The organism is Micromonospora sp. (genome assembly GCF_048594385.1).
Taxonomy (GTDB): domain Bacteria; phylum Actinomycetota; class Actinomycetes; order Mycobacteriales; family Micromonosporaceae; genus Micromonospora; species Micromonospora wenchangensis.
Genome location: NZ_JBMDWU010000039.1, coordinates 1 through 21,189, shown reverse-complemented (window position 1 = coordinate 21,189; position 21,189 = coordinate 1). Strand labels below are relative to the sequence as shown.

General features: G+C 74.9%; 23 protein-coding genes. 13 read left to right on the top strand and 10 right to left on the bottom strand.

Features of this window, described 5'->3' with window-relative positions; genetic code table 11:
- Window positions 1–114: 114 nt before the first annotated feature.
- From ACOJTC_RS01695 to ACOJTC_RS01685, 3 genes are all read right to left on the bottom strand, one after another.
- A complete protein-coding gene (locus tag ACOJTC_RS01695) occupies window positions 115–1,230 on the bottom strand; it encodes a lytic polysaccharide monooxygenase auxiliary activity family 9 protein (protein ID WP_420115472.1) in 1,116 nt (371 codons plus the stop codon).
- A gap of 126 nt (window positions 1,231–1,356) precedes the next feature.
- The gene (locus ACOJTC_RS01690) at window positions 1,357–1,821 is read right to left on the bottom strand and encodes a GNAT family N-acetyltransferase (protein WP_204924005.1); all 465 of its coding nucleotides are present in this window, start codon (window positions 1,819–1,821) and stop codon (window positions 1,357–1,359) included.
- Window positions 1,822–1,912: 91 nt separating this feature from the next.
- Window positions 1,913–2,170 (bottom strand): Prokaryotic metallothionein, encoded by a 258-nt coding sequence (locus tag ACOJTC_RS01685; protein ID WP_204924006.1) that lies wholly within the window; start codon window positions 2,168–2,170, stop codon window positions 1,913–1,915.
- Window positions 2,171–2,325: 155 nt separating this feature from the next.
- On the opposite strand from ACOJTC_RS01685, the gene ACOJTC_RS01680 reads away from it, so the two are divergent.
- A complete protein-coding gene (locus tag ACOJTC_RS01680; RefSeq protein ID WP_204924007.1) occupies window positions 2,326–2,601 on the top strand; it encodes an isoamylase early set domain-containing protein in 276 nt (91 codons plus the stop codon).
- 58 nt (window positions 2,602–2,659) lie between these two features.
- On the opposite strand, the gene msrB is transcribed toward ACOJTC_RS01680, so the two are convergent.
- A complete protein-coding gene (msrB, locus tag ACOJTC_RS01675) occupies window positions 2,660–3,070 on the bottom strand; it encodes a peptide-methionine (R)-S-oxide reductase MsrB (protein WP_420115471.1) in 411 nt (136 codons plus the stop codon).
- A gap of 47 nt (window positions 3,071–3,117) precedes the next feature.
- Between msrB and ligD the strand changes: the two genes are divergently transcribed.
- Together ligD and ACOJTC_RS01665 are read left to right on the top strand one after the other, a co-directional pair.
- Window positions 3,118–4,158 carry a non-homologous end-joining DNA ligase gene (gene ligD / locus ACOJTC_RS01670; RefSeq protein WP_420115470.1) on the top strand — a complete coding sequence of 347 codons (1,041 nt, stop codon included), beginning with the start codon at window positions 3,118–3,120 and terminating at the stop codon, window positions 4,156–4,158.
- A gap of 343 nt (window positions 4,159–4,501) precedes the next feature.
- Complete coding sequence (locus ACOJTC_RS01665; protein WP_363656503.1) at window positions 4,502–4,657, top strand: hypothetical protein; 156 nt, start codon at window positions 4,502–4,504, stop codon at window positions 4,655–4,657.
- Here the strand turns inward: ACOJTC_RS01665 and ACOJTC_RS01660 are convergent.
- Window positions 4,650–5,078, bottom strand: a complete 429-nt coding sequence (locus ACOJTC_RS01660) for a hypothetical protein (protein WP_420115469.1) — start codon at window positions 5,076–5,078, stop codon at window positions 4,650–4,652. The genes ACOJTC_RS01665 and ACOJTC_RS01660 overlap by 8 nt on opposite strands.
- Window positions 5,079–5,166: 88 nt before the next feature.
- On the opposite strand from ACOJTC_RS01660, the gene ACOJTC_RS01655 reads away from it, so the two are divergent.
- Entirely contained in the window at window positions 5,167–5,355 is a 189-nt protein-coding gene (locus tag ACOJTC_RS01655; RefSeq protein WP_420115468.1) for a hypothetical protein, read from the top strand.
- Window positions 5,356–5,369: 14 nt separating this feature from the next.
- Window positions 5,370–5,957 (top strand): GNAT family N-acetyltransferase, encoded by a 588-nt coding sequence (locus tag ACOJTC_RS01650; protein WP_420115467.1) that lies wholly within the window; start codon window positions 5,370–5,372, stop codon window positions 5,955–5,957.
- Window positions 5,958–6,346: 389 nt separating this feature from the next.
- Here the strand turns inward: ACOJTC_RS01650 and ACOJTC_RS01645 are convergent, their stop codons facing one another.
- On the bottom strand, window positions 6,347–6,640 hold the full coding sequence (locus ACOJTC_RS01645; RefSeq protein ID WP_204924011.1) for a hypothetical protein: 294 nt from the start codon (window positions 6,638–6,640) through the stop codon (window positions 6,347–6,349).
- A 140-nt stretch (window positions 6,641–6,780) separates the two neighbouring features.
- Here ACOJTC_RS01645 and ACOJTC_RS01640 point away from each other — a divergent pair, with 140 nt between their 5' ends.
- From ACOJTC_RS01640 to ACOJTC_RS01625, 4 genes are read left to right on the top strand one after another with little or no spacing between them, the layout of a single operon-like run.
- Entirely contained in the window at window positions 6,781–9,966 is a 3,186-nt protein-coding gene (locus ACOJTC_RS01640; protein ID WP_420115466.1) for an FtsX-like permease family protein, read from the top strand.
- A 43-nt stretch (window positions 9,967–10,009) separates the two neighbouring features.
- Window positions 10,010–12,700 (top strand): FtsX-like permease family protein, encoded by a 2,691-nt coding sequence (locus ACOJTC_RS01635; RefSeq protein ID WP_420115465.1) that lies wholly within the window; start codon window positions 10,010–10,012, stop codon window positions 12,698–12,700.
- A 1-nt stretch (window position 12,701) separates the two neighbouring features.
- Window positions 12,702–13,700, top strand: a complete 999-nt coding sequence (locus ACOJTC_RS01630) for an ABC transporter ATP-binding protein (RefSeq protein WP_420115464.1) — start codon at window positions 12,702–12,704, stop codon at window positions 13,698–13,700.
- Window positions 13,697–14,413 (top strand): ABC transporter ATP-binding protein, encoded by a 717-nt coding sequence (locus tag ACOJTC_RS01625; RefSeq protein ID WP_420115463.1) that lies wholly within the window; start codon window positions 13,697–13,699, stop codon window positions 14,411–14,413. Before ACOJTC_RS01630 ends, ACOJTC_RS01625 begins: the two co-directional genes overlap by 4 nt.
- Before the next feature lie 43 nt (window positions 14,414–14,456).
- On the opposite strand, the gene ACOJTC_RS01620 is transcribed toward ACOJTC_RS01625, so the two are convergent.
- On the bottom strand, window positions 14,457–14,909 hold the full coding sequence (locus tag ACOJTC_RS01620) for a GNAT family N-acetyltransferase (RefSeq protein ID WP_420115462.1): 453 nt from the start codon (window positions 14,907–14,909) through the stop codon (window positions 14,457–14,459).
- A 121-nt stretch (window positions 14,910–15,030) separates the two neighbouring features.
- Between ACOJTC_RS01620 and ACOJTC_RS01615 the strand changes: the two genes are divergently transcribed.
- A complete protein-coding gene (locus tag ACOJTC_RS01615) occupies window positions 15,031–15,528 on the top strand; it encodes a potassium channel family protein (RefSeq protein WP_420115461.1) in 498 nt (165 codons plus the stop codon).
- Between the two features lie 85 nt (window positions 15,529–15,613).
- On the opposite strand, the gene ACOJTC_RS01610 is transcribed toward ACOJTC_RS01615, so the two are convergent.
- Both ACOJTC_RS01610 and ACOJTC_RS01605 read right to left on the bottom strand, forming a co-directional pair.
- Complete coding sequence (locus tag ACOJTC_RS01610; RefSeq protein ID WP_420115460.1) at window positions 15,614–17,194, bottom strand: alpha/beta hydrolase; 1,581 nt, start codon at window positions 17,192–17,194, stop codon at window positions 15,614–15,616.
- Window positions 17,195–17,226: 32 nt separating this feature from the next.
- On the bottom strand, window positions 17,227–18,342 hold the full coding sequence (locus ACOJTC_RS01605; RefSeq protein ID WP_204924017.1) for an ATP-dependent DNA ligase: 1,116 nt from the start codon (window positions 18,340–18,342) through the stop codon (window positions 17,227–17,229).
- Between the two features lie 135 nt (window positions 18,343–18,477).
- Here ACOJTC_RS01605 and ACOJTC_RS01600 point away from each other — a divergent pair, with 135 nt between their 5' ends.
- From ACOJTC_RS01600 to ACOJTC_RS01590, 3 genes are all read left to right on the top strand, one after another.
- Window positions 18,478–18,687 (top strand): hypothetical protein, encoded by a 210-nt coding sequence (locus ACOJTC_RS01600; protein WP_204924018.1) that lies wholly within the window; start codon window positions 18,478–18,480, stop codon window positions 18,685–18,687.
- 213 nt (window positions 18,688–18,900) lie between these two features.
- Window positions 18,901–19,323: an SRPBCC family protein gene (locus ACOJTC_RS01595; protein ID WP_420115459.1), complete on the top strand. Its 423-nt coding sequence runs from the start codon at window positions 18,901–18,903 to the stop codon at window positions 19,321–19,323.
- 152 nt (window positions 19,324–19,475) lie between these two features.
- Window positions 19,476–19,973, top strand: a complete 498-nt coding sequence (locus ACOJTC_RS01590; protein ID WP_420115458.1) for a DUF1990 family protein — start codon at window positions 19,476–19,478, stop codon at window positions 19,971–19,973.
- A gap of 127 nt (window positions 19,974–20,100) precedes the next feature.
- Here ACOJTC_RS01590 and ACOJTC_RS01585 read toward each other — a convergent pair whose 3' ends face one another.
- Window positions 20,101–21,021: a DNA-3-methyladenine glycosylase family protein gene (locus ACOJTC_RS01585; protein WP_420115457.1), complete on the bottom strand. Its 921-nt coding sequence runs from the start codon at window positions 21,019–21,021 to the stop codon at window positions 20,101–20,103.
- Between the last annotated feature and the right edge of the window lie 168 nt (window positions 21,022–21,189).

Below are 21,189 nucleotides of genomic sequence, written 5' to 3'. Positions count from 1 at the left end.
GGTTGTTGGGCCCCCGCCGTAAAGTAACGTGCCCGACCACGTAGTTTTGGGCCTCCCGCCGCGCGGTCGCCCACTACTTCCATGCTGTCGCGTCTGCTGTGCCGTGCCGACCGGTCAGAGGGTCGCGGTGCAGACCGGGGTCGGGCTGGCGCCGCTGCCCGAGGCGAGGAAGCCGAAGGTGGTCTTCCCGCCGGCGGCCAACGCGCCGTTGTAGTTGACGTTGCGGACGGTCACCGCAGATCCGCTGCTGGTCAGCGTGGCGTTCCACGCCTGGCTGATCTGCTGGCCCCCGGAGTACGTCCAGTTCACCGTCCAGCCCTTGATCGCCGAGGCACCGGCGGTCACGTCCACCTCACCCTGGAACCCGCCGTTCCAGGTGGAGGTCACCCGGTAGGTCGCGGTGCAGCCACCGGTCGCCGGCGGCGGGGTGGTCGGCGGGGCGGTGGTGGGCGGCGGGGTGGTCGGCGGGGCCGTGGTGGGCGGCGGGGTGGTCGGCGGCGCGGTGGTGGGCGGCGGGGTGGTCGGGTTGGTGCCGCCACCGAAGTCCACGTCACTGCACAGGTAGTACGACTGGTCCAGGTGGCTGGCCTGCCACACCGTGTAGACGATGTGCCGACCGGTACGGCCCGGCGCGTTCACCGGGATCTGGATCGACACGCCACCGGTGTCCTTGTCCCACTGGGAGGCCGGCGTGTTGCCGATCTGCCCGGCCAGCTCCAGGTTGCCCCAGCCCAGCGGTGTGGTCGCCGAATTGAAGCCCTGCTTGGTGACGTACACCCGGATGTAGTCGGCCCCGTGGCTGGCCTGGTCGAAGAACTTCAGCCGGAAGCTGTTCGCCACCGACGTGGTCTTCCACGCGCCCACGGTGTCCAGGGCGTTGTAGCGGCCGTTCTGGGTGCGTCCGCCGCTGCACAGCTGGCCGTCCGGGATGGCACCCTGGTGGTTGCCGGCGACACCCTCGCGGAACAGGCCGTTCCAGTTCCACATGGCCTGCGGGTCGGCCTGCCAGGCCTGCCAGCACATCGGGTCCTCGGTGGCCATGCGCGGGTTCTGGAACTCGGCACCCCAGCGCTCCCAGCAGCTGTAGGCGCGGAACCCCGGGTTCACCACCGCGCCGTGCGCGGAGGCCGAGTTGGCCAGGGCGGTGGTGAGCAGCAGCGCGATGATCGCGCCGATGGTGAGCAGCGACCCCGCGAGCGCGGTGGGTCGTCTGCGTAGGACGGTGGACATGGAGCCTCCGAGGTGAAGGGGTCGGTCGAACGACGCCCGGACGGCCGGGAGTTGCCCCTCCCATGCCTGCTGTCGGCTCCCACGACGGCTCTGCCCCCGCAGGCTTGCATAGGAAAGCGGTATCCGTCAATGTTTCAGGTCGTCTGCCCCACCGCGGCGCATCGGCAGGTGGGGGATGCCGTCCTCGACGTACTCCGGGCCGGTCACCGTGAAGCCGTGCCCGGCGTAGAAGCCGGCCAGGTGAGCCTGCGCCTCCAGCACGCAGGGCCGGTCGCCGACCAGCCGCAACGCCTCGGTCATCAGCCGGCCGGCGAGCCCGCCGCCGCGGGCCGCCGGGGCCACCACCACCCGGCCGATCCGCACCACCCCGCCGGGGTCGGCGAGCAGCCGCAGGTAGGCCCGCACGACGCCGTCGTGGGCCAGCCAGAGGTGCCGGGTGCCGGGTTCGACGTCCCGCCCGTCCAGCTCCGGGTACGGGCAGTGCTGCTCCACCACGAACACGTCGATCCGCAACCGCAGCAGGTCGTGGAAGGTGCGTACGTCCAGCTCGGTGAAGCTGGCGACGTGGACGTCGACGGTCTGCGGTGCCATCAGGCGATGGTAGGCGGCCCCGCCCGCCGACCCGGCACGCCCCGTGGCGTCGGGGCTGGCCGGGTGGGTCAGGCCGGGTGGGTCAGCCGGGTCAGGCCGGGCGGGCGCCGACCGCGTCGCGGATCTCCGCACCCAGGGACTCCACGGCGCGGGCGCAGTGCGCACAGCAGAAGAACCGGCCGCCGACCTCCACCCCGTGCCCGATGATCTTCACCTGGCAGTGCTCGCAGATCGGCGCGAGCTTGTGCGCCGCGCACTCGAAGGAGTCGAAGGTGTGTACGTCACCGCTGACCGTACGCACCTCGAACGCCATCCAGTAGTCGTTGCCGCAGACCTCGCAGGTAGCCACCTGTCACACCCCCCGAATCGGACATCTGCCCCCAGAGTGCGACAGGGCGGCGGTCGCGCAGGGCGAAATGCCCCTATCGGTGGGGTCGGACGGCGTTTCGCCCCGGCGTGTCGGGCGTTGGACCCGGTAGGACGCCTCGACCCCGGGAGGATCACGTGATCAAGCGCAGCAGACTCTTCGGCACCCAGACCCGGGTCACCTTCTGCCTGCCCCGGGACACCCCGCCCGGCACGGTCAGCGTCGTCGGCTGCTTCAACGACTGGCAGCCGGGCCGGCACGAGCTGGTGCCACGCCGGGACGGCACGCGGACGGTGACCGTCCGGCTCGGTCCCGGCGAGCACCGGTTCCGCTACCTCGCCACCGGGGGTGTCTGGCTCGACGACTCCGCCGCCGACCGGGTGGACGACGAGGGCAGCCTGCTCCTGCTCTGACCGCCCGGTCTCGGTCCGGCTCCGCCTCGGCCCGGCGTCGGTTCAGCCCTGCTCGGGTTCAGCCCTGCTCCGGTTCCAGTCGGATCGACACCGAGTTCACGCAGTGCCGGGTGTCCTTGGGGGTGAAGCCCTCGCCGTGGAAGACGTGCCCGAGGTGGCTGTCGCAGCGGGCGCAGCGGATCTCGGTCCGCACCATGCCGAGGCTGGTGTCCTGGATCTCCCGCACCCGGCCCGGGATGGCGTCGTCGAAGCTCGGCCAGCCGCAGTGCGAGTCGAACTTGGTGTCGCTGGAGAACAGTTCGAGCCCGCAGGCCCGGCAGTGGTAGACGCCGGGGGTCTTCGTGTCGACGTACTCGCCGGTGAAGGGGCGTTCGGTGCCGGCCTCGCGCAGCACCCGGAACTCCTCCGGGGTCAGCCGGACCCGCCACTCGTCCTCGGTGCGGGGCAGTTCGCTCTCGTCAAGACTCACCGGTCAACCGTACGTCGGATGTCGGGGGCATCGCATATGGTCGCGCCATGGCGGCCAGCGGGAAGACGACGGCGACCGAGGTCGAGGTGGCCGGGCGCAGCGTCCGGCTGAGCAGCCCGGATCGGGTGATCTTCCCGGAGCGCGGGTTCACCAAGGCCGATGTCTTCCACTACTACGTCGCGGTGGGCGAGGGCATCATGCGCGCGCTGGCCGACCGGCCGACCACCCTGCAACGCTTCCCCGACGGCATCGCGGGGGAGGCTTTCTTCTCCAAGCGGGTGCCCACCCGGGGCGTGCCGCCGTGGGTGCAGACGGTCGGCATCACCTTCCCCAGCGGCCGGGGTGCCGACGAGCTGTGCCCGACCGACCTCGCCCACGTCGCCTGGGCCGCGCAGATGGGCACGGTGGTGTTCCATCCGTGGCCGGTCCGGGCCGCCGCCGTCGACCATCCCGACGAGCTGCGGGTGGATCTCGATCCGCAGCCCGGCACCGACTTCACCGACGCGGCGACGGCCGCCGCCGAGCTGCGGGGCATCCTCACCGAGCTGGGCGTCACCGGCTGGCCGAAGACCTCCGGCGGCCGGGGGCTGCACGTCTACCTGCGCATCGCCCCGCGGTGGACGTTCACCGAGGTGCGCCGGGCCACCATCGCGTTGGCCCGGGAGCTGGAACGGCGTCGGCCCGACCTGGTCACCACCGCCTGGTGGAAGGAGGAGCGCGGGCAGCGGGTCTTCGTCGACTACAACCAGATGGCCCGGGACCGCACCATCGCCTGCGCGTACTCGCTGCGCGCCAACGCGCGGGCCACCGTCTCCACCCCGGTCACCTGGGACGAGCTGCCCGACGTCGATCCCGACGATTTCGATCTGCGTACGGTGCCGGTCCGGTTGGCCGAGCGGGGTGACCCGCACGCGGGCATCGACGACGACCCGGTCGACATCACCCCCCTGCTCGACTGGGCCGAGCGGGACGCCGGGCAGGGCCTTGGCGACCTGCCCTATCCACCCGACCATCCGAAAATGCCCGGTGAACCGAAACGGGTGCAGCCGAGCCGGGCGAAGCGCCCGGCCGACGACGCCACCGCCTGACAACCGACCACGCCACCGGCGGAAATCGGAATGCCGGCGGTGGTGCTGGTACGGGGTGCCCGCCGGTAATCCGAAATCAGTTGCTCGGCATGCCACTCCCACGCGTGAAAATGGCATTCCTCCGCACTCTTTCCGGTACTGATGATTGCGCTCGACTGGTCGTCACGCCTACGGTCGAATATGAAAGGTAGGATGCGCGGAAGTCGGCTGCACTCGTGTGACCAGGGCTTATGCCCTCGCTGTGGAGTGTCCGGTCGGCTGCTTCCCGGCGGCGACAGTCGATTCGCCGGTCAGCGGCTCCGATTCATCCGACCGGACGCGGGCACCGGACAGGGGAATCACCATGGCGGCCACGACGAGACGAACGCAGCGGATCAGCGGGGTGCCGGGCCGGCATTCCGTGATCCTCGAATACCTCAAGATCCTGCCGGCCGTGCTCACCGGGGTGGCCGCGGTCCTCGTCGCCCTCACCGGACTGCTGACCCTGCTCGTCAGATAGTTTCCGGCAGGCGGTCGGCCGGACGGTCCGCAGCCGCAGCCGCAGCCGCAGCCGCAGCCGGTTCCGGTTCCGGGGTCGCCGCCCCGGGCCGATGCCCGTCGTCTGGCCCGGACGCGTCAGTGGCCCGGCTGGACGGTCGGGCCGTCCAGGCGAGGAAACGGTCGAACAGTTCCGCCGGGGACGGGGCCGGGTGCGGATTGAGTCGCACCAGATCGGCGGTGGCCTCGAACAACTGGCTGGCCATGTAGATCGACAGTGCCACCCGGTCCCGCCGGTACTCCCTGGTCAGGAGCAGCCGGGCGGGTTGGCATGGCCAGGGCGCGGCGCACGTCCGGCACCGCCACAGCGGGCGCATCGGCGGATGCCCGCCCACGGGCCGCCGCTGCCGGTCATGAACAGGTGAGACGTTCGACTCGGTCACGCCACTATCGTGACCCTGTTTGTTGTCTGCGTCAATAGATTCCGTAGTTGTCGGCGTCGAGAGTGATGAGTGCTGTCATTGTCAACCCGTGGACCTCGTCGGCGTGTCGGAGATCAGGGCGATGCTCGGGAACGTCTCCCGCCAGCGCGCGTCCGTGATCGCCAACCAGAGGAACTTCCCGGAACCCGTGGCGGTGCTGGCGATGGGCAAGGTGTGGCGGAAGGTCGACGTCGAGGCGTGGATCCGCGAGCACCGGCCGGAGCTGACGACGGACTGACTAGGCTCGGGCCGATGACCAGCCAGATCCGCCGGGCCACCGCCCCCGACCTGCCCCGCGCCGCGCGTACGCTCGCCGTCGCCTTCCACGACTACCCGTGGACGCGGTGGTCGATCCCGGCCGACGACTACCCGCGTCGACTCGAAGAGCTACAGGCCCTCTACCTGGGGCACGCCCTCGCGCACGGCCTCGTCCTCGTCGCTGACGACGCTCGGGCGGTCGCCGCGTTCCTGCCGGGTGACGCGCCCGCGCCGGGGGAGGACCTCCAGGCGCGGATCGCGGAGCTGCACGGTGACCGGCTGGCGGCGCTCATGGCCGTCGAGCTGCCGGCGCGGCCACCCGGTGCGTGGGAACTCGCGACGTTGGGCGTCCACCCGGACCGGCGCGGCGTCGGTCTCGGCTCCGCCGTCGCCGCGGCGGGGGTGACCCTCGTCGAGGCCTCCGGCGACCCGAACGGCATCGCGCTGGAAACCTCCGACGAGCGCAACGTCCGCCTCTACGAACGTCTCGGCTTCGCGGTCACGGCGCGCACCACGATCGAGGGCGGCCCGCTGGTCTGCTCCATGTACCGGCCGGCCCGCCGGACGCCGGTCCGGGGCTGACCCTGGCCGGCTCGCAGGGCGTCCCGGCCGGGCCTGGACGCCGACCCCATGATCGACGCCGGGCCGGCGCGCGCTGCGACCGCCGGGGTGATCAACTCAACGTCGCTGATGTTGCGGTATGTAAGCCGTGTGATCGCGCAACGTCGGCCCACTTGAGTCGATCGTGGGTTCAGTGGCCGGTGTGATCGCGCTGCGATCGCCGGGCTGATCAACTCAATGTCGCTGATGTTGCGGCATGTAAGCCGTGTGATCGCGCAACCTCGGCCCACTTGAGTCGATCTTGGGGTCAGTGGCCGCTGTGATCGCGCAATGTCGGCTCACTTGAGTCGATCTTGGGTCAGTGGTCGGTGTGACCGCGCAACCTCGGCCCACTTGAGTCGATCCTGGGGTCAGCGTCCGGCGGCGATCGCCTCGACCGCCTCCTTGGCGGTGCGCAGGTCCGTCCCGGTCGCCTCCCGGTACGCCTTGATCGCCCTGATCTTGTCGCCCCGGGCCAGGTGCTCCCGCACCCCGGGCAGGGCCGGGCCCCGGTCCACCACGCCCAGGTGCTCCATGATCAGCCGCTGGCGGCGTTCGATCTCCACCAGCCGGAACGACACGTCGTCACGGCGGTTGCGCAGCGGGAACTGCATCACCAGCGCCAGCACGAGGGCGACGGTCGACAGCATCAGCGCGGTTTCCATGCCGCCGATCACACCAGATCCACGCCTGCGGGCCAACCGGCGGGCCAGGATAACGATCAAGTAACGGGTGCGAACCTTTCCCGCCGGGTCACCGCTCTTGCTCTCCGTCGGCCCGACCCCGGGCCCGGGGGAGGCAACGGATGAAGCTGGTGTGGAGGCGGGCCCGCGAGGCGCGGGGACTGCTGCTCGCGGCGGTCGCCGCCGCGGTGGTCGCGATCGCACTGGTCACCGGGCTGGCCGACTACAACCGGCGGGCCGTCGACGCCGGGCAGCGCGCCCTGATCACCGCCGCGCCCGTCGAGGAACGCAGCCTGCTGGTCAGCGGCTCCGGTGGCCGCGACCGCACCGAGTACGCCACCCGCGACCGGGCCGTCCGGGACGGCTTCGCCACCGCCCTCAAGGGCACCCCGATCCGGGTCTCCGCCGCCCGCTACGGCACCGGCCGGGAACTCACCGGCACCCTCGGGCCGGGCATCCGGACCGGAAAGGAACCGGTCTTCGCCACCCTGGCCACCCTGGACGACCTGGCCGGGCACGCCGACCTCGTCGACGGCGACTGGCCGACCGCCGGGGCCGGCCCGCTCCAGGCCACCCTGCCCGAGAAGGTCGCCGGTGCGTTGGGCCTGCGCACCGGCGACCGGGTGCCGATGCGCGACCGCAGTGCCGACCGGCGTACCGAAGTGGTGCTCGCCGGCACCTGGCGGCCCCGCGACCCGGCCGACCCGTACTGGCGGCTCGCCCCCGGACTGGGCACCGACGCGGACAGCGACGCCACGCACGGGCCGTTCGTGCTCGACCCGGCCGACTTCGCGGCCACCTTCCCCGGCTCGGTCTCCGCCGCCTGGGTGGTCGCGCCCGACCTGACCGCCGTCGGAGGAGACCGGCTACCGGCGCTGCGCCGGGCCGTCGCCACCGCCGCGACCGGGGTGCCCGAGACGGCCGGGCTCGGCTCGTCGGCCCAGGCGGCCACCGCCCTCGACCGGCTCATCGACCGGATCAGCCGGGCCGACCTGGCCGGCCGCTCAGCCCTGGCCACCCCGCTGCTGCTGATCGTGGTCCTCGGCGGGTACGCGCTGGTGCTGATCGCCGCCCTGCTGCACGAGGACCGGCGCGCCCAGACCGCCCTGCTGAGGGCCCGGGGCGCGGCCCGCCGGCAACTCGCCGGCCTGGCCGCCCGGGAGGCGACCCTGGTGGTCGTCCCCGCCGCCCTGCTCGGGCCCCTGCTCGCCGGCGGGGCGCTGCGCCGGGTCGCCGCCGACGGCCCGGTCGACCTCGGCGGTGCCGTCGGCGGCGGCCCGTGGGTCTGGGCGGCGGCCCTGGCCACCGCCGCCGGCTGCCTCGTCGCGATGGTCGCCCCCACCCTGCGCGGCGCGGGCACCTACGTGGCCGACCTGGCCGCCCGGTCCCGCCCCGACCGGGTCACCACCGTCAGCCGGGCCGGACTCGACCTGGCCCTGGTCGCCTTCGCCGTCCTCGCCTGGGTGCAACTGCGCCGCTACTCCTCACCGCTGGCCGGCGCCGGCAACGACCTCGGCGTCGACCCGCTGCTGGTGGCCGCGCCGACCCTGGGGGTGCTGGCCGGGGCGGTGGTGGCGTTACGGCTGCTCCCGCCGGCCACCCGGTTCGCCGAACGGTTCGTCGACAGGCGTCCGTGGACCGCGACCATCTTCGGGATGTGGCAGGCCGGCCGGCGGCCACACGCCGGGCCGGTGCTGCTGCTCGCCCTCGCCGTCGGCGGCAGCACGCTGGCCTGGTCGCTCGTCGCCACCGGTGAACGGTCCCAGGTCGACCAGGCCGACCACCGCGTCGGCGCGGACCTGCGGCTGGTCGAACGCACCGGCGTCGCCCCCGTCGACCGGGCCGCCGCGCTCGCCGCGCTGCCCGGCGTCGACCGGGCGCTGCCGGCCTGGCGCGACGACATCCGGGTCGGCCGCGACGACCGGCAGGCCACCGTGCTCGGCCTGGACACCGCACAGGCAGCCGAGGTGGCCAAGTTCAGCGACCGGCTCGCCGACCGGCCCGCGCGGGAACTGTTCGCGCGGTTGACCGCCGCCCGGGGGCCGGCCCTCGGGCAGCCGCTGCCGGCCGACGCCCGCAGCCTCACCGGCACCGTGAGCACCCCCGTCGACCAGGCCGTCGTCCCGCACCGGATCGCCGTGTCGGTGCTGCTCACCCGGGCCGACGGGCTGGCCTACCGGCTGCCCGTGGCGAGCACCGGCAGCGACGGGCGGGCCACCGGGTTCCGGGTCGACCTGCCCGCCGTCGCGGGGCTGCGGCTGGCCGGGTTCGAGGCCGACGGCGGGGACGTCGCCGGCGCCGCGTACGCGCTGCGGGTGCGGGACCTGCGCACCGTCGGCCCGGACGCCCGGTCCACCACGCTCCCGCTCACCGGCCGGGGGCGGGTGGCCGCCGCCGAATCCGCCGCGAACAGCACCGCCACCGCCGACGACGCCGGACTGACCGCCACCCACCCCGTCGGGTTCCTCGATGGCGGCCGGTACGCCTACCAGCCGGCGTCCCGCTTCGCGGTGGTGCCGGACGGCCCGGACACCGCCGTACCGGCCGTGATGACCCCGGCCGTGCGGGCCGCGCTCAACGTCCGGCCCGGGGAAACCGTGCAGCTCACCCTGTCCGGGGTCTCCCTGCCGGTGCGCCTGCTCGGGGAGGTGACCGCGCTGCCCGCCACCGCCGGGGACGGGGTGCTGATCGACCTGCCCGCCGCCACCGACTGGCTGATCCGCAACTCGGGCACCGTCCGGCCGGTACCCGAATGGTGGCTGCGGACCGACGCCGCCGCCCACGCCGAGGCGACCCGGGCCGCCGCCGCGCTACCCGGGACGACCCTGCTGGACCGCCGGCAGGCCGCCGCGGTGGCCGCCGACGACCCGTACTGGCAGGGGGCCCGGACCGGGTTGCTGGCCGCCGCCCTCGGCTCGGTGCTGCTCGCCCTGGTCGGCCTGGTGGTCGACGTGTGGGCCACCGCCCGGCACCGGCTCGGCGAGTTCTCGGTGCTGCACACCCTCGGCGCGTCCCCCCGGCTGCTGGCCCGCGCGCTGCTCGCCGAACAGACCTTCCTGGCCGGGATCGGCGTCGGCGTCGGCCTGCTGCTCGGCGCGGTCGTCGGGGCCACCATGGCACCCCTGGTGATCCTCACCCCGGCCGCCGGGCGACCCGTGCCCGCGCCGACGTTCGCCCTGGCCTGGGCCCCGATCGGGTGGACCGTGGCGGGGCTGCTGCTGGCCGCGCTGGCCGGCAGCGCGGCGATGGCCGCCGGGCTGCGGCAGCGGGTCGCCGCCGCCCGGCTGCGCACCGGGGGAGACCGGTGAGGACCACGACGACCGGACCGCTGCACCACGGGGAGGACCAGCGATGAACATCGGCGTCGTGATCCGTCGGGTACGCGCCCACAGCGGGCAGTTCCTGCTGCTGGCCGCGTTGACCCTGGTGATCGCCCTGCTGGTCGGCGGGGTGCCGAGGGTGGCCAACCGGCTGGCCGACCAGGGGCTGCGGGAACACCTCGCCGCCGAGCCCGGTGCCCGCCGCGACCTGACCTACACCACCCGACCCGTCGTCGGCGCGCCACCGGCCAGCAGCCGGGCCGCCGACCTCGACACGTTCCAGCAGCGGATGCCCGCCGACGTGCGCGCCGCCGTGGCGCACCGCTGGTACGCCGCGCAGACCCCCGGTGACCTGGTCACCGGCCCCGACCTGGCCCGGGGCAACTACCTGGTGGAGTTGGGCCTGCGGGCCGCCCCCGGCATCGAGACGACCGGCACCCTGGTGCAGGGACGCTGGCCGGCCGTCCCGCCCGACGACGACGCCCCGGTGCAGGTCGCCCTGGCCGCCGACGTCGCCGGCCGGTTCGGGCTGCGCGTCGGCAGCCGGCTCCGCCTCGCCGCCCCCGACCCGCAACACCCGTCGACCCCGCTGACCGTGGTCGGGACGTTCCGCCCCGTCGACCCCGCCGACGGAAGCTGGGACGCCCTGCCGTCGCTGCTGCAGGTCGGTGAGCCGGAGGGCGACGGTCAACCGTTCATCCTGGTCGGGGCGGTCGCCGTCGCCGCCCTGGACCGACTGGCCGGGAAGGGGCGGCCGGTCTCCTTCACCTGGCGCGACCGGCTCGGCGCGGACGGCATCGACGTGCGGCGCGTCGACCAGCTCGTCGACGGGGTGCAACGGCTGGCGCGGGCCAGCACCGCCACCGACACCGAGTTGACCCAGGGCGTCGACGTCCCGCTGCGCGAGTTCAGCCGGGCGGTCACCTCGGCGCGTACCCTGCTCGCCGTCATCGCCGCCGGGGTGCTGGCGACGCTGGCCGGGCTGGTCGTGCTGGCCGCCGCGCTGGCCGTACGCCGCCGCCGCGCCGAGTTCGTGCTGATCCGTGCCCGGGGCGGCGGGGCCACCACCGGACTGCGGCGCAGCCTCGCCGAGTCGCTGCTGGTCGTCCCGCCCGCCGCCGGGCTCGGCTGGCTGCTCGGTGGCCTGCTGCCCGGTGCGCCCGGCGGCACCGGGCCGCTCGCCGTGGGTGCGACAGTCCTGGTCACCCTGGCGCTGCCGGTGGCGACGCTGGCCGTACCGTCCGGGGTGGTCGGGCGGCGGGACCTGGGCCGGCTGCGGCCGTCCGCCCGACGGGCCACCACCGAGGCCGCGCTGGTGCTGCTGGCCGGGCTGGCGGTGGTGCTGCTGCGGCGGCGCGGCCTCACCCCCGGCACGGTGGACCCGCTGCTGGTGTCGGTGCCGGCGCTGGTCGCGGTCGCCGCGTCGGTGCTGGCGCTGCGGCTGTACCCGTGGCCCGTGCGGCTGGCCGGGCGGCTCGCCGCGCGTACCCGGGGAAGTGTCGCCTTCCTCGGCACGGCCCGCGCCGGCCGGGCGGCGGCGGCCACCCCGCTGGTCGTGGTGGTGCTCGCGGTCGCCACCGCCGCGTTCTGCGCGGTGGTCGCCACCGGCATCGAGGACACCCGCGACGACGTCGCCACCCGGGCGGTGCCGGCGGACGCGCTGATCCGGGGCGACCGGCTCGCCCCCGACACCGGGCCGGCGCTGGAGCGGCTGCCCGGGGTGCGGGCCGCCACCGGACTGGTCGACGAGTCGGCGCAGCGGCTGGCCACCGACGCCGCCGGCACCGACGCCCGGCTGCGCGACACCAGCGTGCTGCTGGTCGACGGCCCCGGCCTGGCCCGCACGGCGCGGGCCGCCGGCCGGGACGTCCCGGTGCCCGGCCCGCTACGCGACGCCCGGCCGGGCGACGGCCCGCGGCCGGCGGTGGTCTCCCCGGCGGTCGCCGCCGACCTCGCCGACGCCGGCCTGCGGTCCGCCTTCGTCACCGTGCAGGGCCAGCGGTACGAGTTCACCCCCGCCGACACCGTCGCCGACTTCCCGCTGGCCCGGCCGAACACCAGCCGGTACGTGGTGCTGCCCTGGCAGGCGCTGCCCCGGCGGGACGGTCCGCCGGTGCCCACCGGGTTCCTGGTGGCCGGCGACCGGCTCGACGCCGGGGCGCTGCGTCAGGCCGGGGACGAGGGTCAACAGCGCTACCAGACCGGCGGCGCGGTGACCGGCCGGGAACGGCCCCGGGGCGTGGCGGTGCAGACCTGGTCACAGACCCGGCTGCGGCTGGGTGGCGGGGGCGCCAACGGGCTGCTGGCGTTCGGGTTCACCGCCGGTGCGGTGGCCGGTGGGGTGCTGGCGCTGCTCGCGGTCGCCTTCACCGTGCTGGCCGGGGCCCGCGCCCGGGGCGAGGTGCTGTCCCGGCTGCGCACCCTCGGGCTGTCCCGCCGGCAGTGGCGGGGGCTGCTGCTGGTGGAACTGGCCCCACTGGTCGGGGTGTCGGTGCTGACCGGTGCACTGGTCGGGGTGCTGCTGCCGCTGCTGCTCACCCCGCTGCTCGGTCTCGCCGCGTTCACCAACGGCACGCCGGTGCGGGTGGGGTTCGCCCCCGGTCCGGTCGCCGCCACGGTCGGGCTCGGCGCGGTCGCGCTGGGCTTCGCCCTGGCGGTGGAGGCCCTGAACAACCGTCGGATGCGCCTCGGCGAGGTGCTCCGGCTCGGAGAGGAGAGCTGAGATGACCACGACCGCCCCGAACCCCGTCGTCCCGGACCTGGCAGACCTGCAACGCCGGGCGGCACAGCGGGCGGCCGAACGGGCCGGCGGGCAGGACCGGCTGCGCGGGCACATCGTCTGCGACGGGCTGGTCCGGATCTTCAAGACCGAGGGGGTCGAGGTGGTCGCCCTCCAGGGACTCGACCTGGTGATCGACCGGGGTGAGCTGGTGGCGATCGTCGGGGCCTCCGGCTCGGGCAAGTCGACCCTGCTCAACATCCTCTCCGGGCTGGACACCCCGACCGCCGGCATCGCCCGGGTCGCCGAGTACGACCTGCTGTCGATGTCGGCCCGCCGCCGGCTGGCCTACCGGCGACGCACCGTCGGGTTCGTCTGGCAGCAGACCAGCCGGAACCTGCTGCCGTACCTGACCGCGCGGGAGAACGTGGAACTGCCGATGCGGCTGGCCCGGCGCGGCGGTGGCGCACGGGCCCGCCGGCAGCGCGCCGACGAACTGCTGGCACTGGTCGGGGTGGGGTACTGCGCGGACCGGCGACCCGGCCAGCTCAGCGGCGGCGAACAGCAGCGCTGCGCGGTGGCGGTGGCGGTGGCCAACGACCCGGAGGTGCTCTTCGCCGACGAGCCGACCGGGGAGCTGGACGAGGCGACCGGCGCGGAGGTCTTCGCGGCGCTGCGCACCATCAACGCCGAACTGGGGGTGACCGTGGTGGTGGTCACCCACGATCACGCCGTCGCCGACCAGGTCCGCCGCACCGTCGCGATCCGGGACGGCCGGACCTCCTCGGAGGTACGCCGGACCGCCCGGGTCGGCGCCGACGGCAGCACCGAGCTGGTCAGCGAGGAGTACGCGGTGCTGGACCGGACCGGCCGGATGCAGCTACCGGCGCCCTTCGTGGAGGCGCTGGCCCTGCGCGACCGGGTCCGCCTCGACCTCGCCCCGGACCACGTGCAGGTCCGCCCCGGCGACCGGACGCCGCAACCGAACGGGAGTGACGCATGAGCGAGCAGGTTTCCGTCCGGGCCGCCGACCCGGTCACCGACGAGGTGGTCCGGGTCGAGCAGGTGAGCCGGACGTTCGGCCGGGGACGGCATGCCGTGCACGCCGTCCGCGAGGTCTCCTTCACCGCCGCCCGGGGCGAACTGGTGGCGGTGCGGGGACGTTCCGGCGCCGGCAAGACCACCCTGCTCAACCTGGTCGGCGGGCTGGACCGACCGGACGCCGGCCGGGTGCGGGTGGCCGGGCACGACGTCACCGCCGCCGGTGAGGCCGAGCTGCTGCGGCTGCGCCGGGGCACCGTCGGTTTCGTGTTCCAGACCTTCGGACTGGTGCCGATCCTGTCGGCGGCGGAGAACGTCGGGGTGCCGCTGCGGCTGGCCCGGGTCCCGGCGGCGGAGCGCGAGGAACGGGTGGCGGTGCTGCTGGAACTGGTGGGTCTGGGCGCGCACGCCCGACAGCGCCCCTACGAGCTGTCCGGCGGGCAGCAGCAGCGGGTCGCGGTGGCCCGCGCCCTGGCCAACGAACCCGACCTGCTGATCGCCGACGAGCCGACCGGCCAGCTCGACTCCGAGACCGGCCGGGCGATCATGGACCTGCTCCGCGCGGTGGTGCACGCCCGGGGGATGACCGCGCTGGTCGCCACCCACGATCCGACGCTGATCGAGGTGGCCGACCGGACGCTGACCCTGCGCGACGGCCGCCTGGCCGACGACTGACGCGCCCGGCTGACCCGCGCCCGCCCGCCCCGCGCCCGCCCCGTCAGAGGGGGAGTTTCATGCCCTCGTGGCTGGCGACGAAGCCGAGGCGTCGGTAGAACCGGTGCGCGTCGGCGCGGGACTTGTCGGTGGTGAGCTGCACCAACCCGCAGCCCCGCCGCCGGGCCTGGTCGATCGCCCAGGTCATCATCGCCTCGCCCACCCCCTGCCCGCGCAGGTCGGCGCGGACCCGGACCGCCTCGACCAGCGCCCGTTGCGCGCCGTGCCGGCCCAGCCCCGGGATGTAGGTCAGCTGGAAGCAGCCGACCACCTCCCCGTCCCGTTCGGCCCCCAGCTGCTGGTTGCGCGGGTCGGCGGTGATGTCGGCGAAGGCCCGCTCGTACGCCTCGTCCACCGTGGCGTGCTCGCGCGTGCGGCCGAGCACGTCGTCGGCGAGCAGGGTCAGGATGGCGGGCAGGTCGGCCCGGACCGCCTCGCGGAGGGTCACGTCGGTCATGACCGGCAGCCTGTCACAGCACCCCGCCCGGTCGCCGGGCGCAGGTGGGTGTCGCGGCCTGCGGTCGGTCGTCGGACGCCCGCCGGGCGGCGGTGGCGGCCGGGGTGCAGCATGGTGCGACATGGAGCTGTTGCTGCTGCCGTTCCGGTGGGTCTACCGGGGCCTGGTGTACTTCGCCAACTCGCCCCGGACACTGATCACGTCGTACCTGCTGATGATCGTGGTGGCCGGGGTGATCTACGGCCAGGTGGAGCACCGCAGCGCCGCCGACGCCGTCTGGTGGGCGGTGGTCACCGCCTCCACCGTCGGGTACGGCGACATCTCGCCGACCACCTGGGCGGGACGGGCCCTCGCCGCGTTGCTGATCTCCACGATGGTGCTGCTGGTCATCCCCCTGATCACCGCGCACTTCGCCAGCCGGCTCATCGTCGACGACGACGCGTTCGAGCACGTCGAGCAGGAGGAGCTGAAGAACGACGTGCGGCGGATGCGGGCGCTGCTGGAGGAGTTGGCCGCCCGGCAGGGCATCGTGCTGCCGGAACCGCCGCCACCACCGGCCCCACCGGACCACGCGACCCTCGTCCGGCAACGGCTGCGCGGACGAGGCAACCGCCGCTGACCCACCGACGGCGGCCGCTCGGGCCGGTGCGGCGACAGCCGCCCGGTGGGGGAGTCCCGTGGCCCGGTGGCGGTTGCCGCCCCGGTCAGCGGGCGGGGCAGCGCAGCCCCTCCCGGGGCACGGTGAGCGAGATCAGGTAGGCGTCCACCGCCTCGGTGATGCAGGAGGTCTGCGGGTAGGCGGTGTGCCCCTCGCCCTCCCAGGTGAGCACCCGCCCGACCCCCAGCATGTCGGCCAGCCGGGCGGTCTGCTCGTACGGGGTGGCCGGGTCACCGGTGGTGCCCACCACCACGATCGGCGGCGCGCCGTCGGCCCGGCCGGTCGGATACGGGTCCCGCCCGCCCGGCCACTCGACACACCCGAACATGCCCACCGCCAGGGCCGGCCCGAACAGCGGATACTTCTGCCGCCACTCGGACTGCAACCGGCGGATCTGGTCGACGCCGGGCTTCTCGGTCTCGTCGGCGCAGTTCACCGCCAGGTTGGCGTCGAAGAGGTTGGAGTAGTGCCCGTCCTCGCCCCGCCCGGCGTACGAGTCGGCGAGCTTGAACACGTCGGTCGGGTCACCCTCGTCGAGGCGGTCGATCGCGCGGGCCAGCTCCTCCCAGCCCGACTCGGTGTAGAGCGAGGAGATCACCGCGTAGAAGACCCACCCGGAGGTGGCCTCCCGGCCGTCGGCGCCGCGTACCGGGGAGACCTTCGCCTTGTCGATCGCCGAGGTGACCGCGCCCCGGGCGTCCGGGGCGATCGGGCAGCGTCCGGCGTTCGCCGCGCACCACCTGTCGAAGTTGTCGAACGCCCGCTCGAAGCCCCGGGCCTGGCTCTCCGAACCGGCCACCAGCTGCTGCCGGGGGTCGACCGCGCCGTCGAGCACCAACGCCCGGACCCGCTGCGGGTAGAGCTGCGCGTAGGTCGCGCCGAGCAGGGTGCCGTAGGAGTAGCCGAGGTAGGTGAGCTTGTCGTCGCCGACGGCGGCCCGGACCGCGTCCATGTCCCGGGCGGCCTGCTCGGTGCCGTAGAGCGGGAGCTGGTCGCCGTACCGGTCGCCGCAGCCCCGGCCGATCCGCCGGTTGAGCGCCTGGTAGGCGTCGAACGACTGCTGGCTGCGCGGATCGGGGTCGTAGCCGAAGCTGGCGTCGAGGTCGGCGTCGGAGATGCACTTCACCGGGCTGGACCGGGACACCCCGCGCGGGTCGAAGCCGACGATGTCGAACCGGTCGGTCACCGCCGTGGGCAGCCCTCCGAACGACGGCCCGAACGACAGGTAGACGGCGGTGTCCACGCCGGACCCACCCGGCCCGCCCGGGTTGATCACCAGGGAGCCGATCCGGTCCCGCTGCTTGCTGGAACGGGCCCGCAGCAGCGCGATCTCGAAGGTCTCGCCGCTGCCCGGCCCGGCGGTCGCCCCCGTGCCGGTGCCCCAGTTGCGTGGCACGGCGATCCGGGCGCACTCGTAACGCATGCCCGGTGCGCCCCGGCCGACCAGGTCCTGCGCGACCTCGGGGCAGGCCCGCCAGGTGGGCCCGGTGCCGGTTTGCGCCGCCGACGAGTCCTCGGTGCGCGGGGCGAACGCCGGCATGGTGCACCCGGTGACGAGCAGCGCGCCCGCGACGAAGCCGGCCAGGGCGAGCCGGAACCGGCGGTTGCGGCGGGCGGTGCTGGTCACCGGCGGACCTCCATGATCGGGTAGCAGTCAGGCTACGCCGGGGTGTCGGCGGCCGGCGGCACGGTCGCCGTCGGATCGCCCCGGAGCACCTGGTCGACGTCGAAGCGCACCGGACGGTCGAGCTGGTCGTAGCGGCAGGACCGGGGATCGCGGTCCGGCCGCCAGCGGACGAACCGGGCGGTGTGCCGGAACCGGTCGCCCTCCATCGCGTCGTAGCCGACCTCCATCACCAGCTCGGGTCGCAGCGGGACCCAGTCGAGGTTCTTGTCGCCCGTCCACCGGCTGACCCCGCCCGGGATGCGCTGGCCGCGCTCGTGGTCGCCGTGCACCCACGGGTGGGCGTCGACATCCTCCCGGTAGGGGGCCAGCTCGTCGAGCAGCTCCTGCCGGCGGGCCATCGTGAACGAGGCGCTCACCCCGACGTGGTGCAGCACCCCGGCGTCGTCGTAGAGACCGAGCAGCAGCGAGCCGACCACCGGGCCCGACTTGTGCCAGCGGAACCCGGCCACCACCACGTCGGCCGTCCGGGCGTGCTTGACCTTGGCCATCAGCCGCTTGCCGGGCTGGTAGGGCAGATCGGCCGGCTTGACGATCAACCCGTCCAGGCCGGCGCCCTCGAACACCTCGAACCAGCGCCGGGCGGTCTCCGGGTCGGTGGTGACCTGGGTGACGTGCACCGGCGGCCGGACCCCGGCCAGCGCCCGCACCAGGCGTTCCCGCCGGGCCGGGTAGGGCTCGTCGACCAGCAGCTCGTCGTCGAGGGCGAGCAGGTCGAAGGCGACGAAGTCGGCCGGGGTCGTCTCGGCGAGCAGGGCCACCCGGGAGGCGGCCGGATGGATCCGCTGGGCGAGCTGCTCGAAGTCGAGCCGGGGCTGACCGCCCGGACCGTCGCGCCGGATCACGATCAGCTCGCCGTCGACCGCGCACCGGGTGGGCAACTGCGCCCGGACCTGCGCCACCACCTCGGGAAAGTAACGGGTCATCGACTTGCCGCCCCGGCTGGCCAGCTCGACCTCGTCGCCGTCGCGGAAGACGATGCAGCGGAAGCCGTCCCACTTGGGCTCGTAGGTCAGGCCGGGATCGGTGGGCAGGCGGGCCACGCTCTTGGCCAGCATCGGCTCGACCGGGGGGTTGATCGGCAGGTCCACGGCGACAGTCAACCAGACGCCACCGACAGTGGTGAGGCAGATCACCGTCGGTGCCGGTCCGGCGTGTCCCCGCCCGTACCGTCCGTCCCCGCGGATACGGAGCCCGTCCGCCCCGCTCGGAGCTAGCCTCGCCGGGTGGAGTGGCGGTGTGGTTGCTGTGGGCGCTGGCGGGTCACCGTCGAGCTGGTCCGGGGCCGGCACCGTTACCGGCTGGTGCACCGCTACCCGGACCGGTTCGGCGGCGGCAAGAACGTGCTCGGCGAGGTGGGCACGGTCGCCGAGCTGACCGACCTGCTCCACCGGCACACCCCGCTCGACCTGGCCGACCTGCGCGAGGCCGGCTGAGCCGCGCACCGGCCGAGGCCGCACCCGAACCGCACCCGGCCGGGGCTGCGTCCGGTCCCGCGTCCGGCCGGAGCCGCGTCCCGGTGGGCGCACGGTCGGGTGGGCGCACGGTCGGGAGGGCGACCGGAGGGTGGCCCGGGCACGATCGCTGCGGCAGGCTCGTCGGGGAACCGGGCGGCACGCGGGTGCCGGCGGTGGAACCACGGAGGCGGCATGCGGTTCGAGACGGCGACCGAGATCGACGCGGACATCGACACGGTGTGGGCGGTGCAGACCGACATCGAACGGTGGCCGGAGTGGACCGCCTCGGTCCGGACCGCCCGCCGGGGCGAGGCCGGGCCGCTGGTCCTCGGGTCCACCGCCCGGCTGGAACAGCCCCGGCTCCGCCCGACGTCCTGGCGGGTCACCGAGATCGACCCGCCCCGCTGCTTCGTCTGGGAATCGACCACCCCGGGGGTACGCAGCCGGGGCGAGCACCGGATCGTCGCGCTGCCCGCCGGCCGGGTCCGGGTGGAGCTGGCCCTGGAACTCACCGGCCCGCTCGCCGGGCCGGTGGGTTGGCTCGGCGGCCGGCTGGTGCGCCGCTACCTGCGGTTGGAGGCCGAGGGCCTGCGGCGGCGCTGCGAAGCCGGCTGAGCCCCGGCCGGGGTACGTGCGACCCGTCGGCGTCCCTCTCCACCACCGCGCGGGACGGCACCGGTCGACCGCCACTCGCCGCGCCCGCACCACCGGCCGGGTCGCCGGTCGACGGCACCGGCCCTAGGCTGACAGTGACCCTGGGAGGCGCGGTGACCGAGTTGACGTACCCCGAGGTGGGGGCGACCCGGGGCGGGTCGCTGCCGGCGGGCTACCACCACCTGCGGCACCGGTGCGCGCTGCCGCCCGGCGGCTTCCCGGTCGCCGCCGAGGCCGTGTTGAGCTGGCGGTTGCACCGGGCAGCCGGGGTGCGGATGCGTACCGACGCGGTCCGGGCCGCGCCCGGCGTCCGGGTCACCCCGGGACTCGGGGTGGGTCCGCTGCGGGTGTGGGGGCCGTGCGAGGTGGTCTGGGTGGTCGACGGCGACCGGGAGGCCGGCTTCGGCTACGGCACCCTGCCCGGCCATCCGGAACGCGGGGAGGAGGCGTTCCTGGTCCGCCGCGACGCCGACGGCGGGGTCAGCTTCGAGGTCACCGCGTTCAGCCGGCCGGACCGCTGGTTCATGACCGCCGCCGGGCCCGCCGGTCGCGCCGTCCAGCACGGGTACGCCCGCTGGCTGGCCCACACCCTGCGCCGCCTCGTCCGCTGACCGGCCCCACCCGGCACGGCCGCTCCGGCCGCCGGACTCGTGGCCAACGCGACGGGACCGAAACAGCGGCATCCGCCCGCTGCGATACCGCTACCTCGGCGACACAGCCCCCGCCCCACCCCGGGCGTCAGAAGCGGGCGAAGGAACGGATCGGCATCCGGGGGCCGAACCGGGGTGCCTGGATGCCGGCGGCGGCCAGCAGCAGGCAGACCCGCCCCCGGTGGCCGCGGAACGGGGCGAGCAGGTCGAGCATCCGGGCGTCGTCGCCGCGCGCCTCACCGGCCAGCGCCCAGGCCACCGTGTTCGGCACGTGGTAGTCGCCGACGCTCACCGCGTCCGCATCGCCGTAGGCGACCCGGACCACCTCGGCGGCGGTCCACGGGCCGATGCCGGGGACGGCGGTGAGCCGCCGGGTCGCCTCGGCGCTGTCGACGCAGCGTTCCAGCCGGTCGGCCAGGGCGGCGGCCCGGCGCAGCGTCTCGGCCCGGCGCTGCTCCACGCCGAAGGGGTGGAACACCCAGTACGGGGCCGCCGCCACCCTCGCCGCGTCGGGCGGCAGCAGCAGCGGCTGGAACGGCCCCGGGGCGGGCTCGGCGAAGTGCCGCACGGTCGCCGCGTACGCCCGGTACGCCTCCGTGCCGGTGACCTTCTGTTCGAAGACGGCGCGCAGCACCCGGGGGAAGACCTGCCCGGTGGCGGGCATCCGCAGCCCCCGGTGCCGGGCGGCCAGCTCGGCCACCAGCGGGTGGGCGGCGGCCAGCTCGGCGAACCCGGTCAGGTCGTCACGCAGGCCGGCGACGGCGTCGGCGCGGTCGACCACCCAGTCGGCGCCCGGCCCGTGCCCCTCGGCCAGCAGCTCGCCCGCCTCCGGGCGCAGGGTCAGGGTGGCCGGACCGGCCGGGGTGCGGGTGGCCCACCAGAAGGTGCCGGCGACGATCCGCGCGCACGGGTCGTACGGGCTGAAGGTGAGGGCCCGGACCGAGGCGGTCAGCCGGTAGTCGGCCGGCGGTCGCAGCACCCGGCGTGCCGCCGGCTCGTCCCAGGTCACCCCGCCACTGTGCCATGGTCGCGGGGGACGGACGGCCCCGCCCCGTACCGCCGGGGAGGGTGACCGGGCGGAACTGGACGACACCGCCGACGCCCTGCGCGTCGGCGGTGGCTCCATCCCGGAGCGGACCGGCCGCCCGCGCGGCCGGGGGGGGGGGGGGGGGGGGAC

Bases quoted from the DNA above. Each gene is read 5' to 3' on its own strand.
- ACOJTC_RS01695 (WP_420115472.1), bottom strand. From the start codon at position 1,230: ATGTCCACCGTCCTACGCAGACGACCCACCGCGCTCGCGGGGTCGCTG.
- ACOJTC_RS01690 (WP_204924005.1), bottom strand. From the start codon at position 1,821: ATGGCACCGCAGACCGTCGACGTCCACGTCGCCAGCTTCACCGAGCTG.
- ligD (WP_420115470.1), top strand. From the start codon at position 3,118: ATGGCGGCCAGCGGGAAGACGACGGCGACCGAGGTCGAGGTGGCCGGG.
- ACOJTC_RS01665 (WP_363656503.1), top strand. From the start codon at position 4,502: ATGGCGGCCACGACGAGACGAACGCAGCGGATCAGCGGGGTGCCGGGC.
- ACOJTC_RS01650 (WP_420115467.1), top strand. From the start codon at position 5,370: ATGACCAGCCAGATCCGCCGGGCCACCGCCCCCGACCTGCCCCGCGCC.
- ACOJTC_RS01645 (WP_204924011.1), bottom strand. From the start codon at position 6,640: ATGGAAACCGCGCTGATGCTGTCGACCGTCGCCCTCGTGCTGGCGCTG.
- ACOJTC_RS01640 (WP_420115466.1), top strand. From the start codon at position 6,781: ATGAAGCTGGTGTGGAGGCGGGCCCGCGAGGCGCGGGGACTGCTGCTC.
- ACOJTC_RS01635 (WP_420115465.1), top strand. From the start codon at position 10,010: ATGAACATCGGCGTCGTGATCCGTCGGGTACGCGCCCACAGCGGGCAG.
- ACOJTC_RS01630 (WP_420115464.1), top strand. From the start codon at position 12,702: ATGACCACGACCGCCCCGAACCCCGTCGTCCCGGACCTGGCAGACCTG.
- ACOJTC_RS01625 (WP_420115463.1), top strand. From the start codon at position 13,697: ATGAGCGAGCAGGTTTCCGTCCGGGCCGCCGACCCGGTCACCGACGAG.
- ACOJTC_RS01620 (WP_420115462.1), bottom strand. From the start codon at position 14,909: ATGACCGACGTGACCCTCCGCGAGGCGGTCCGGGCCGACCTGCCCGCC.
- ACOJTC_RS01615 (WP_420115461.1), top strand. From the start codon at position 15,031: ATGGAGCTGTTGCTGCTGCCGTTCCGGTGGGTCTACCGGGGCCTGGTG.
- ACOJTC_RS01595 (WP_420115459.1), top strand. From the start codon at position 18,901: ATGCGGTTCGAGACGGCGACCGAGATCGACGCGGACATCGACACGGTG.